Annotated in this window: 8 protein-coding genes; 5 read left to right on the top strand and 3 right to left on the bottom strand. The window is 62.2% G+C overall.

The window, feature by feature from the left end; all coding sequences use genetic code 11:
- Positions 1-152 precede the first annotated feature (152 nt).
- Complete coding sequence (locus PW789_RS03955) at positions 153-3,710, top strand: TonB-dependent receptor (protein ID WP_299371697.1); 3,558 nt, start codon at positions 153-155, stop codon at positions 3,708-3,710.
- Positions 3,711-3,766: 56 nt separating this feature from the next.
- On the opposite strand, the gene PW789_RS03950 is transcribed toward PW789_RS03955, so the two are convergent.
- The 3 genes from PW789_RS03950 to PW789_RS03940 form a co-directional block, all read right to left on the bottom strand.
- Complete coding sequence (locus PW789_RS03950; protein WP_299371694.1) at positions 3,767-5,164, bottom strand: PepSY domain-containing protein; 1,398 nt, start codon at positions 5,162-5,164, stop codon at positions 3,767-3,769.
- A gap of 61 nt (positions 5,165-5,225) precedes the next feature.
- Complete coding sequence (locus PW789_RS03945; RefSeq protein ID WP_299371691.1) at positions 5,226-7,733, bottom strand: TonB-dependent receptor; 2,508 nt, start codon at positions 7,731-7,733, stop codon at positions 5,226-5,228.
- A 151-nt stretch (positions 7,734-7,884) separates the two neighbouring features.
- Positions 7,885-8,256: a DUF2946 family protein gene (locus PW789_RS03940; RefSeq protein WP_299371688.1), complete on the bottom strand. Its 372-nt coding sequence runs from the start codon at positions 8,254-8,256 to the stop codon at positions 7,885-7,887.
- A gap of 300 nt (positions 8,257-8,556) precedes the next feature.
- Here PW789_RS03940 and PW789_RS03935 point away from each other — a divergent pair, with 300 nt between their 5' ends.
- Genes PW789_RS03935 through PW789_RS03920 form a run of 4 tightly spaced genes read left to right on the top strand, consistent with a single transcriptional unit; the run spans position 8,557 to position 12,868 of the window.
- Positions 8,557-9,243, top strand: a complete 687-nt coding sequence (locus PW789_RS03935; RefSeq protein ID WP_367182477.1) for an L-ribulose-5-phosphate 4-epimerase — start codon at positions 8,557-8,559, stop codon at positions 9,241-9,243.
- A gap of 13 nt (positions 9,244-9,256) precedes the next feature.
- Positions 9,257-10,837, top strand: coding sequence for a ribulokinase (locus PW789_RS03930; protein ID WP_299371685.1), 1,581 nt, complete (start codon positions 9,257-9,259; stop codon positions 10,835-10,837).
- Between the two features lie 35 nt (positions 10,838-10,872).
- Positions 10,873-12,597, top strand: coding sequence for a sodium:solute symporter family protein (locus tag PW789_RS03925; RefSeq protein WP_299371682.1), 1,725 nt, complete (start codon positions 10,873-10,875; stop codon positions 12,595-12,597).
- A gap of 13 nt (positions 12,598-12,610) precedes the next feature.
- Positions 12,611-12,868 (top strand): hypothetical protein, encoded by a 258-nt coding sequence (locus PW789_RS03920; RefSeq protein WP_299371679.1) that lies wholly within the window; start codon positions 12,611-12,613, stop codon positions 12,866-12,868.
- Positions 12,869-12,939 lie beyond the last annotated feature (71 nt).

Genomic DNA, 12,939 nt, shown 5'->3' with positions numbered 1-12,939 from the left:
AACATGCTGTTACGTAACGTAACAGCATGGAACTGGACGAGGTATCGATGGCGAAACGATAGTTACCGCCGAAATCCGAACGGCAAGTCTCGCGTTGTGAAAAAGCGAGGCTCCGTTCGGAGGCAGTTTTCAACTCAGGAAGAGGCCCATCGATGTACCTCCAGAAAATGCAAACTCTCTCCCGGCGGTTTGCTATTGTGATTTCGCTTTTGCTGCTAGGCCACTTTGCCCAGGCCCAGGTTGCGAACAGCACCATTACCGGACGCATTACCGACAATACGGGCGCCATTATCCCGGGAGGCCAGGTCACGCTGACCAAGTCCGATACCGGCCTCGTGCAGAAGAGCGTCACCAACCAGGACGGCATTTACAACTTCCCGTCCCTGCAGACCGGCCCCTATCGCGTGCAGGTCACACAGGCCGGCTTCAAGACCGCCACCACCGAGATCACGCTGACGGTCAACCAGAACGTCAGCGTGGACCTTTCGCTTGAGGTCGGCAGCAGCACCGAGACGATCGATGTGCAATCCGCCGGCATGGCCGACCTCGAGGTCAACGACGCGACCATCAGCTACACCGTCGGCGCCCGGCAGGTGAGCGATCTTCCCCTGAACGGCCGTAACCCATATGGGCTGGCCGCTCTCTCCCCCGGCATCAACCCCGGAGGATCGTTCGGCGCGGGCGTGGCGACAGTGCGCGGAGCCGTCGTCGCAGCGGCAACCAACAACTTCGAGTCCAACGGCGGAGCCAGCGGATCGAACGAAGTGCTGCTTGACGGCGTACCGATCACGGTCTGCTGCCAGGGCCAGCCTGCCCTGACGCCCTCGGTCGAGGTCGTCGATCAGTTCAAGGTCATCACCTCGGTACCATCGTCGCAGTTCGGTCGCTCCTCGGGCGGTATTCTGAACATCGTCACCAAGTCGGGAGCCAACAACTTTCACGGCACGGCGTACGAATATTTCCGCAACGACAAGCTGGACGCTGCGAATTATTTCACCAAGCGCACCGGCATCTACCCCATCCCCGGGCGCGACGACTTCCGCCTGCCGCATCGCTACAACCAGTACGGTGTCTTTGTGAACGGCCCGGTCTGGCTGCCGAAGATCTACGACGGCAGGAACAAGACCTTCTTCACCTTCGGCTGGGAGGCCACCCGCAATACCTCCAATGCCTTCACCACGGCGACGGTTCCCACCACGCTGATGCGGCAGGGTGTCTTCACCGAGGCTCTCAACCCCATCTACGATCCCTATTCCACAGTAGGCTCCACCCGTCAGCTGCTGGCGCCGGCCTGCGTCGCGGGCACCTGCTATGCCGCCGGACGTGCAATCGCCAATCCGAACTCCACCGCGCTGAAGCTGCTGCAGTTCTATCCGCTGCCCAACGCCAGCGGCACAGCGAACAACTACAGCTATGCCAATACCTACATCGACAAGGAAGACCAGTTCAACTTCCGCGTCGACCATAACTTCTCCGCTGCACAGCGCGTCTTCGCGCGCGGCACACGAGACGTAAACACCCACCACGAGAACGACATCTTCAACCAGCCCACCGGGCCGAGCGGCATCAACCAGGAGCTTCATGGCTATCTCTTCGCCGTGGGCGACAGCTGGACCCTCTCGCCGAACTTTCTGGTGCAGACGGCTTACGGCTTCTCCTACCAGAAGAACTTCCAGATTCCGCAGAACTATACCGGCTACACAGCGTCGGACTACGGCTACAGCGGAAACCTCGACAACCAGCAGCAGCTTACTGGCCTGCCCTTTGTCTCCATCAACGGCTACGCCAACATGTCGTATGCAGCAAACACCAATCGCTGGGAGCACTACACCCACTCGCTCGCCTCAACTGCCGTGTGGCAGCGCGGCAAGCAGACCCTGACCTTTGGCTATGACGGGCGGCTGATTCTTGAGCACCAGCAGAGCGCAAGCAACGGTCCCGGCACCCTCACCTTCGACACGACGCTGACCAACGGCCCGACCGTCAGCGGGGCCGTCCCTTCAGGGCAGTCGCAGTTCGATGCCTTCGCCGCCTACATGTTGGGCACCTTCACCTCGGCCAGCCTCACCCGCCAGGTAAAGCCTGCCTATGACCAGTGGTACAACGCCATGTACTTCCAGGACGACTGGAAGATCAACCCTAGACTGACGCTGAATCTCGGTCTGCGCTATGAGATCGAGACCGGGATGAAGGAGCGGCATAATCAGTGGGCCGATATTGACCTGAATGTAGCGAACCCACTCTCATCCTCGACGCTTCCCTTCACCGGTGGCGCGCGCTACCTCGGCTCCGACTTCCCGACACGCACCTGGAAGACCTCGTACAACAAGTTCGCTCCGCGCTTCGGCCTCGCCTTCCAGGCCGACGACAAGACTGTGCTGCGCGGGGCATACGGCATTCTTTACTTACCAACCTCGCAGCGCTTCTACCTGTCGAGCACACTGGGCTCGTCGCAAACGACACAGACCATCTTCGCCTCCACCAACGTACCTACGACGACGATGACCAACCCCTTCCCCAACGGTGTTCTGCTACCCGCGGGGTCAGCCGCCGGCGTGACGGTCGGAACAGGAACCAGCGTAGCGGGCGTGCAATATGACACGCCGATGTCGTACTCCCAGCAGTGGAACGTCAGCGTGGAACGGCAGATCGCCAACGGCATCGTGCTGCACTTGAACTACGTCGGCAGCCACGGCGTTCACCTTCCCATCAACTTCCGCCCCAACGACCTGCGCGATCAGTACTGGGGAGCGCCAGGCAGTGCCGCGCAGATCGCCTACCTGCAGGCTGCCGTACCGAACCCTTTCTATGGAAAGGTCACGACCGGCCCACTCGCGGCGACCACAGTGCAGCGTGCGCAGCTGTTGGCAGCATTTCCGCAGTACGTCTCCAATACGGCGATGAACAACTCCTCGCTGACGGTTAACCAGGACGGCATCGGAGCATCGATGTTTCATGGCGCACAGGCCTTCATCACGATTCAGCGATCGAAGAACCTGTCGGCCACGCTCAGCTACACCTTCTCCAAGCTGATGGGCAACACGTCGCCGCTGCTTACCGGCTTCCTGAACGCCAATGGAACGCCCGATATTCAGAACAGCTATCACATCCGCGATCACGAGTGGTCAGTGCTGACGTCTGATGTGCCGCAGCGCTTCGTCGCCAACGCCAACTACTCGCTTCCCTTCGGTCGCGGGCAGAGATTCGGTGGTGGAGTCAACGGCTTCGTGAATCAACTGATCGGCAGCTGGAAGCTGAATACCATCATCTCGATCCAGTCCGGCTTCCCGCTGGGCATCACACAGACGGGCGGACAAGCCTTCTCCGGCTCTCGCCCCACGTTTGTGCAGGGAGCTACTCCTCTAACCTCGGGCGACGTTCGCAAGCGTCTCGGCGGGACAGGCCAGATGCAGGCTTACCTCAACCCCGCGGCCTTCCGTCTCTCGCAGGCCTTCGAACTGGGCGACGTTCCGCGCTCCTCCGGCCGTCTGCGCGGGCCGACAGGATTTCAGGACGACCTCTCCGTCATCAAGGACTTCCCCATCCACGAAACCCTGGCCATGCAGTTCCGGCTGGAGGCCTTCAACGTCCTCAACAAGGTGCAGTTCGGTCTGCCGAATACCCAGTTCGGCTCTTCCACCTTCGGCGCCATCACCGCGCAGGCCAACCTGCCGCGCAACGTGCAGGCGGCTCTGAAACTCACCTTCTAAAAGAGAAACGTCTCCTCCAGGCCATGCCCAGATGTCACTTCTGGGCATGGCCATTTTTATGCGGAATCAAGTCCCAGCCAACGGCTGACCGGCACGATGCGCGAGAAGACGAATCGCTCCAGCACCATCACCAGCAACAGCGACGCCGCCATCGCGGGCAGGTACAGCGCCAGCGCCACAACCACCGCGACTACAGCAACCGGCCAGCGTGGCCGCTCCATCGGCACCGGCGCGCCCAACACGCCGACATGCCTGCGCCTCCACCACAGCACCAGCGCACTGACAGAGAGCAGCACCAGCCCCATCGCCGTCGCCAGCCCCAGCAACTGATTCGCGAGTCCGAAGAACTGTCCCTCGTGCACGGCCACACCGAAGCCGACGATGCGATCGAGGATGTGGCGCTGGCCGAAGTCTTCGCGGCTGATGATGGTCGCCGTGCGCGGATCCATCATCACCGTCGTGCGCAGCGTACGATTCTGCGCATCGGACTTCACCGTCCATGCCCCATCAATGCGCATCGCTGGCATGATCAGCACGGGCGCTGCAAGGTGCAGCGCATCCGCCGCCGGAACGAGACGATCAAGCGGCGCATACGCTCCCTGCCAGGTCATACGCGGCATCACGTGCCCCATGTGGTCGGCGTGGCCTCCGCCATCGTCTGAGGCCGCGGGGCGATTCATCGCCGCGCGCTGAGCCAGCTCCGAGGAGCGGCCCGTAGTCCAGTCCTGCTTCACCACGTTCGTGCCGGTCATCTTGCGGATCGCTTTGAAGTACGTGCCCCATCCACTCGCCCACGGCAGTCCCGTCAGCAGAAGAAAGAGCGCAAACGCAGAGACCCAGACTCCCGTCACCGCATGCAGGTCGCGCCAGAAGATGCGCTTCCCTCTTCCCAGCCGCACCCACAACACGCCTGCAAGCTTCTCCGTCTGCCGCGGCCACCAGAGATAGAGACCGCTGACCAACAGCACGATCGCCCACGATGCCGCCAGCTCCACGATGCGCGAGCCCCAGTCGCCCGCCAGCAGCTCGCCATGCAGATGGAAGATCAGCCGCATGGGACGCTTATCCTCGTCGATGACCTTCAGAATGCGCAGCGTCTCCGGGTGAACGTAGACGCGATACTCCGTCTGCCCGACGCCGACGATGACGCGTACCGCGCCGTCCCTATTCGCAGGCACCTCGTAGTAGTGCAGGCTGGAGTCCGGCACGGCGTTCATCGCGGCATTGGCGATCTGCTCCGGCGTCGCCCGTTGCCCATGCAGCGCAAGATGGTCGTACGGCCGGTCGAGCCAGCGCTCGATCTGCGGCTTGAAGAGATAGATGGAGCCGGTGCAGGAGAGCCAGATCACCAGCGGAATGCAGAACACCCCGGCATAGAAGTGCCACCGCCAGACAGCGCGATAGATCCGTTTCGACTGCTCCTCCACTGCCAGATCGGTTGTCATGGTACCCATCGTGCTCTCCTTGAGAAGGGGATGTTCCCGGGATCACCTGCCACTGCTTTGTCTTCTGTCGTCAAAAGCGCACCCTCACGCCACCGTAGGAAGCACGCGGCGTTCCGGCATAGATCGAACCCGACGCATTCATCAACACCGCTGCGCCGTTCTGCTGTCCCTGCGCGTTCAGCGAATTGGTGAGGTTGCCCGCCGAGGCGATGTAGGTTTTGTTGGTGAGGTTCTGCAGATCGAAGAAGAAACGCAGCCGCGAGAGCGCGCCGTGACCCGCAGGTGGATCGTAGTGCGTGCTCAGGTTCCAGAGCGTGTAGCCCGGTGCAGAGAGAAGATTCGCGTTGTCGAGCACATAGTTGGCGCGCCAGTTCGTCTCCACGTATGCGCCGAAGCCACGCATCAGCCCCGAAGGCTGGTCGTACACCACACGCGCATTCAGATAATGCGGCTGCACGCCGGGGATTCGATTCCCACTCCGCGAGAAGCTGTTGGTTGCGCTGCCCGTCGTGAGCTGCTCAGTGTAGTCGGTGTAGATCTGGTTGTCGTACAGGTACGACGCGCGCAACCGCAGTCCGGAGAACGTCTGCGGCAGAGGGTGCCAGTCCACGCTGGCCTGCACACCGCGATGCGCGGAGGCGGGAGCGTTGAAGGTATAGCTCTGCAGATTGACTCCCGGCGACTGCGTGACCTGCTCGTTATGAAACCACTCGTAGAAGACCGCAGCGGAGAGCTGCAGCGATGATCCGAACATCCAGTCCGCTCCGCCATCGACGCCGATGTTGCGCTGCGTCTTCAGCGTGATGTTATTGCCAAACTGGCCTTGCGCATTGGTAAACAACTGCGTCGCCTGCGGCGTTCCGTAACCCGTGCCAAGACGCGCATGCAGCCGCAGTGCGCGATCCGGATGGAACTGCACGCCGACCTCGGGCGCGAGATTGAAGAAGGTTCGGTCGGCGTTCACCGGCGAGATCGCCGGCGTTCCGCCGACGGGATAGGTGTAGTTCTGCGCCAGCGCATTCAGCGCCGTGTACTCACCGCCGAGTCCTGCAACCAGCACCCAGCGCTCGGCCAGCGCAAGCTCCTCACGCACGCGGAAGCCGCTGTTGCTGTGGGTTCCGACGACGATCTGTGTCGTACCGCCGAGAGCCGCCTTCCCGCCGGGCATCAGGTTCGCGCTCTGCGAGTTGATGTTCTCGTAGTTGAACGAGCCCGCGACATAAGTCGTCGACTGCTTCCCCGCGAAGAGGCCGCGGCGCAGCAGGTTGCTGACGACGTTGAAGGACGGCAGCGTTCCACGATAAGCCGAGGCCGACGTAGGCTGATTGGCATCGCGGTTGTCCCAGACGAACTGCGTCTGCCATGTGGTGTTGTGCGTCAGGTCATGCTCGTAGCGCGCACCCACGATGGTGCGGCGGTCGTGCCGGTTGAGCCCTGCCTGCGCTGCGCCCAGCGACTGCGTCGTCCCGTTGAAACCGTTGGCGTACACGCTGATGCTGGAGCAACCGTTGGAGGCAAAGCCAGCGTTGTAGACCTGGCAGCCCTGCTGGTAAGGGTTCAGCTGGTACTGATTGCGCGAGAGACGAATCGAAAGATTGGTGTCGAGATCATTGTTGATGAACTTGAAGGTCATGCGATCGCGCGGCGTCGCAGCGAAGGTGGCCAGCAGGTTGACCGTGACGGTGTTGTATTGATTGTTGACCGTCGCCTGGTCGGCTCGAACGTTGCTGACGAAGCCGGAGAACTGGTAGCGATCGTTGCCTGCGCCATACGTCGCATAGTCGTTGTAGTAGCCGAAGCTGCCGAAGTCAGCGCCCACCTCGAGCCCCTGAATCTCCGAGCCGCTACGCGTGTGAAAGTTGATTGCGCCGCCGGTCGCATAGTTTCCGTACAGAGCCGACGATGGCCCCTCCACCACGTCGATGCTGCTGTAGGCGTGCGGATCGGTGAGGTCCGTGCGTCCCAGGCCGTCGGGCTGGGTGACGGGGAACCCATCTTCAAACAGTTGAACATTACGCACGCCGTAGATCTGACGATTGCTGGCTCCGCGCACCGAGACCGCCACATCGCGCGGTCCATTGCCCTGCACAAAGGTGACGCCGGGGACCAGGCTGAGCACGTCAGCGATGGTCGTCGCGGGAGAGTTCTTGAAGTCTTCGCGGCTGACCTGCGCCTGCGTCTGGCTTGCAGGCGTCTCGGTCATCAGCGCGGGCTGCGCCTCGACCGTCACATTCTGCGTAAGCGTGGAGACGGGAAGCGCCAGCTTCACCACGGCCCCCTGGCCTGCGATGACGTCGATCTCCTGCTGCTTCTCCTGGAAACCGTCGTGCGCGGCGCGCAGGTGATACGCTCCCGCAGCCACACCGGAAAACGAGAATCGCCCTTGCTGATCGCTGACCGAATGCAGCACTGCGCCTCCGTGAACAGCGTGCGCTTCGATCTGCGCACCAACGATCGCGGCGCTCCCCAGGTCAGTGACCTGTCCAGACAGCACGCCCTCTCCCGCGCTCTGCGCTCCTACCGTCAGACTTGCGGCGACCAACGCGAACGCGCCGCCCATCCTCCATACCGTGGACATCTTTTTCCTCTCAAGTTGTGCAAAGACGAACCTGCAATCAGCGATTGCGATCAGGAATTCCTGCGTCTGCGGTGCTCATCCTTCCCAAACGAGAGAAAGAGACACGCATCGACACGAAGGCCGATAAAACAGACAGCAGGAAAGAGTTCGACTAGGAGAGGGTAGGAGGGCCGCGCTTCTGGCGGGAGCGATCGCGGGAGATGCGACGCAGCGACTCGGTCTGCACATGAACTGCGGGATGGCTGACGATCCCCGCATACGCCGCCTCGGAGACGGGCATGGCAAAGGCATCGCCGTGCACAACCGTGACTGAAGCCGGGCTGTACGGGCAGTGTTCCATCGGTGCAGCCCACTGCGGCGAGTTGCTGGACAACGTATGCGTCATTCCCATGCAGTGATGGGCTCCGCCACGCCGGCAGCATGCAGGCAGACTCGACTCCTCCTGCCGGGTCGACGCCAGCAGCGGCGTAGCGACCGGAAGGCCAAGAATGGCCAACAGCAGAATGGACAGGAGTCTGCGCATTGGATTTATTTCACCACCCGCACACGGTTTTCCGCAAATACAAAACGGTGATCGCCCTCCGAAGCCCATCCAGCGTCCTCGTAAGACGGCACCGCAGACTGCACAGGAAACCGGCGCGGATCGCATTCAAAACATTCCCTCTTATGGAACGTTGTTAAGACCGGCTATGATCGTTAACCATTATTCGGAGTAGGCATTCTTCCGCGTCCTCCAGCTGAAGAAGCTCTCGCACACCAACGACCGCAAACACAGAGACGGACTGCATCCGAACGCTGCAGCCCGCATGGAGAGAACGGCCTGATGTTGGAAGAATTGAAAGCCCGTACGCTTGAGGCGAACCTCGAGCTTGTCAATCGCGGACTCGTCCTCTACACCTTCGGCAACGCCAGCGGCATCGACCGCGAGCAGGGGCTGGCCGTCATCAAGCCCAGCGGCGTGGACTACGATCAGCTTCGCCCCGAACACATGGTCGTCACCGACCTTGAAGGCCGCATCGTCGAAGGCGATCTTCGCCCCTCCAGCGACCTGAAGACGCATCTCGCTCTCTATAAGGCATTCCCCGGCATCGGCGCGGTCGTACATACGCACTCGGAGAACGCTACCGCCTGGGCACAGTCGGGCCGCGATATCCCCGCGCTCGGCACCACGCACGCCGATTACTTTCACGGCCCGGTTCCCTGCACGCGCGAGTTGACCGACGACGAGATCAACGGCGACTACGTGCTGAATACAGGCGTCGCCATCATCGAACGCTTCGAAGGCATCGATCCCCTCGCCATCCCCGGCGTCCTCGTCGCGGGACACGCTCCATTTGCCTGGGGTCGCACACCGATGGACGCCGCGCATAACGCCGTCGTGCTGGAGGCTGTCGCAAAGATGGCCTTCATGACCGTGATGCTCAATCCCAACAGCGGCGTCTCCAATGCGCTGCTCGACCGGCACTACTTCCGCAAGCACGGTGCCAGCGCAACCTACGGACAGAAGTAGCGAGGCTCAAAAGATGGCAATCGTAGCAGGCGCAGATTTCGGCACGCTGAGCGTACGCGTGACCCTGGTGGACTCGGAGCGGGGACGGCTCGGCACGGCAGCGGCGGAGTATCCGCTGCATCGCCGCCGCGACAATCCCGACTACGCAACGCAGTCGCACGACGACCAGATGGCCGCCCTGGTAAAGGCCACGCGAGATGTGCTCGCCTCTACCGGCGTCGATGGCAGCAAGGTGCAGGCCCTTGCGCTCGACACCACCGGCTCAAGCGTGCTGATGGTCGATGAGAGCCTGAAGCCGCTCGGCGAATACTACCTCTGGTGCGACCATCGTGCTCACCGCGAAGCACGCGAGATCACCCGCAAGGCACACGAGCTGAACCTCGAGGCCATCGAATGGTGCGGCGGCGTCTATTCGCACGAGTGGGGCTGGGCCAAGCTGCTGCACTGGCTGCGCAACAGCCCGCAGGAGCTGCGCGCGCAACTGGGCACCGCCATCGAGCACTGCGACATGGTCGCCGCCACGCTGACCAGCGTCACCTCCGTCAAAGATCTCAAGCGCTCCGTCTGCGCCATGGGACACAAGTGGATGTGGAACCCGAAGTGGGACGGCCTGCCCTCCGAAGAATTCCTTGTCGCGGTTGATCCTCTTCTCGCAGGCGTACGCGCAAAGATCGGCGGAGAGTATCTGACCTCCGACCACATCTATGGCGGCCTCTCCGCGGAGTGGGCCGAGAAGATGGGGCTTCCCGCTGGCATCCCCATTCCCGTCGGCGCCTTCGACGCGCACTGGGACGCGCTGGGCGCAGGCTGCAAGCCCGGCGATGTCGTCAACGTCGTCGGCACCTCCACCTGCATCATCGCCATGGCCGAGAAGACGGAGCTGGTGCCCGGCGTCTGCGGCGTGGTGCCCGGCAGCGTCGATCCAAAGCTCACCGGCATCGAGGCGGGCCTCTCTGCAGTAGGAGATATCTTCGAAGCCATCGCACGTCGCGCCGGGATGAAGGTGAAGGACCTCGCCGCCGGACTCGATCAATACCATGCCGGACAGACCGGCCTGCTGCGCCTGAGCTGGGACAACGGTGACCGCACCGTGCTGGTCAATCCTGAGCTGGGCGGCATGACGCTGGGCTGGAACCTGATCCACACCGCGCAGGACGAGCTGCACGCCGCCATCGAGGGCACGGCCTTTCATACACGCATCATCCTCGAACGCATGGCCGAGCACGGCGTACCCGTCGAACGCATCATCAACGGCGGCGGCATCCCGCAAAACAACACGGTGCTGAACCAGATCTACGCCGACGTGCTGAATAAGCCGGTGCTGGTGCCCGACGGCATCCCCACCAGCCTCGGCTCCGGCATCGTCGCCATGGTCGCGGCAGGCATCTATCCTTCTATCGCCGACGCGCAGGAGAAGCTCTGCCTGCCGTTCAAAACCTATCTGCCGCAACCTGAAGCCGTCAGCATTTACGAGCGCCTGTATCAGCTTTATCGCAAGGTATACTTCGCCTTCGGCACCGTCGACGCCAAGGCCGTTCCCCTGGGCGACGTACTGGCCGAGCTGAGAGCGATCGCCCATAGCAGTTCCAAATAACGCTTCAAGATCACGATGTAATTCCGAGCCAATTCATGACCCTTGCGTTCTTTCTTGCCAGCAGCCGCCAGCTCACCCAGCTCTCGGGTGTCGACATTCTGATTCTTCTGCTCTACTTCGTCGTCGTCCTCTTCATCGGCTTCTACGTGAAGGACTCGGCGAATACCAGCGAAGAGTTCTTCCTCGCCGGACGCGAGATGACGGCCTGGATCGCCGGTCTCAGCTTCGTCTCTGCCAACCTCGGCTCGCTGGAGCTGATGGGCTGGGCCGGCGCCGCGTATCAGTACGGCATCCTCGCCACGCACTGGTACTGGATCGGCGCCATCCCCGCGATGCTCTTCCTCGGCATCGTGATGATGCCCTTCTACTACATCTCGAAGACGCACTCCGTCCCCGGCTACCTGCAGCTTCGCTTCGGCGAAGGCGCACGCGCGCTCAGCGCGATTAGCTTCGGCCTGATGACGGTGCTGATGAGCGGCGTCAACATGTACTCGATGGCACTGGTGATGAAGGTCGTGCTCGGCTGGAACATCAACTTCTCCATCTGGGTGGGCGCCGTGACCGTGGGCCTGTATGTCATGCTCGGCGGCCTACGCTCGGCCATCATCAACGAGGTGCTGCAGTTTGTCCTGATCTGGGCGGGCGCCGCGCTGATCCCCATCGTCGGCCTCATCGAAGCCGGCGGCTGGACGAACCTCAAGGCGCAGATCGCCGCCAACCTCGGCACCAACGACTACACCCACATGTGGTCGACGCTCGGCAGCTTCTCCTCGAACCCGATGGGCGTGCACTGGTCGGGCATCGTCTTCGGCCTCGGCTTTGTCGTAGCCTTCGGCTACTGGACAACGGACTTCCTCGTCGTGCAGCGCGTGCTCTCGGCCAACAACCTGCGCGCCGCCAAGATGGCTCCGGTCATCGGCGCCGCCTTCAAGATGGCGGTGCCGTTTATCGTCATCGTTCCCGGCCTGCTCGCGCTCGCCGTGCTGCGCAACCCCGACGGCTCACTGATGCACCTCGTCCCGGAGAGCGTTGCCGCCGCAACTGGACAGCACAGCTACAACGAAGTGCTGCCGCTGATGCTGGTCCGCTACTGCGGCCCCGGCCTGCTGGGCCTTGGCATCACCGCGCTGGTCGCCGGATTCATGAGCGGCATGGCGGGCAACGTCAGCGCCTTCTCCACCGTGTGGACCTACGACATCTACGGCGCCTTCATCAGGAAGAACGCCCCGGACAAGCACTATGTCTTCATGGGGCGAGCCTCGACCGTCGTCGGCATGCTGGCAAGCGTGGGCACCGCCTACCTGGTGATGAACGCGGCCTCCATCATGGACTACGTGCAGGCGCTCTTCTCCTTCTTCATCGCACCGCTCTTCGGCACCGTCATCCTTGGCATGCTTTGGAAGCGCGCTACCGGTGCAGGCGGCTTCTGGGGACTGCTGGTCGGCACCGTCTCCTCCATCAGCATGTGGATCTGGGTGCAGCGCGATCCCTCGGCTCTGCGCTACATCGCGCTCTCGCCCGATGCCAAGCCGATGGCCGAAAACATCTACCGCGCCCTATGGAGCTGGCTGGCCTGCATCCTCATCACCGTCATCGTCAGCTTGATGACCAAGCCCAAAACCGACGCCGAGCTGGATGGCCTGGTCTACGGCGCAACCGTGATCCCCGATGACGGCTCCGTCGGGCTGCTGCAGAAGCCGATCTTCTGGGCCGGCGTCGTCGCCGTCGTCTTCGTCATCCTCAACGTGATCTTCTGGTAAATAAGGAGGCCCGATGTCCGGTCCGCACAAGCATGTTCCCCACGACGCAAGCGCGTCGGTGACCGCGCCCACCAGCGCGAAGAAGCCGGTCGCCATCTGGTTCTTCGTCGGCATCCTCTGCCTGATGTATGGCCTGGTGCTGATCCCTGTCGGCATCTACCAGCTCTCGCATCCGCCGGCTGTCGTGTTACCGAATCTGCATGCCACGCTGTGGTGGGGCGCACTGCTGACGATCTTCGGCGGGTTCTACACCATCCGCTTCAGGCCATAGGCACGCGCTACGCCACCCATGCGTGACCGCATGCAGTATTAGAAATCAGCTTTTATGGGATCTCAGTTGGT

Origin of the sequence: Edaphobacter sp., assembly GCF_028283685.1 — a bacterium.
GTDB lineage: Bacteria > Acidobacteriota > Terriglobia > Terriglobales > Acidobacteriaceae > Edaphobacter.
The sequence above is the reverse complement of the archived record's forward strand: the minus strand, read 5'-3'. Positions and strand labels throughout refer to the sequence as shown.

Coding starts and splice junctions, on each gene's coding strand:
- PW789_RS03955 (WP_299371697.1), top strand. CDS start 153: ATGTACCTCCAGAAAATGCAAACTCTCTCCCGGCGGTTTGCTATTGTG.
- PW789_RS03950 (WP_299371694.1), bottom strand. CDS start 5,164: ATGGGTACCATGACAACCGATCTGGCAGTGGAGGAGCAGTCGAAACGG.
- PW789_RS03945 (WP_299371691.1), bottom strand. CDS start 7,733: ATGTCCACGGTATGGAGGATGGGCGGCGCGTTCGCGTTGGTCGCCGCA.
- PW789_RS03940 (WP_299371688.1), bottom strand. CDS start 8,256: ATGCGCAGACTCCTGTCCATTCTGCTGTTGGCCATTCTTGGCCTTCCG.
- PW789_RS03935 (WP_367182477.1), top strand. CDS start 8,557: ATGTTGGAAGAATTGAAAGCCCGTACGCTTGAGGCGAACCTCGAGCTT.
- PW789_RS03930 (WP_299371685.1), top strand. CDS start 9,257: ATGGCAATCGTAGCAGGCGCAGATTTCGGCACGCTGAGCGTACGCGTG.
- PW789_RS03925 (WP_299371682.1), top strand. CDS start 10,873: ATGACCCTTGCGTTCTTTCTTGCCAGCAGCCGCCAGCTCACCCAGCTC.
- PW789_RS03920 (WP_299371679.1), top strand. CDS start 12,611: ATGTCCGGTCCGCACAAGCATGTTCCCCACGACGCAAGCGCGTCGGTG.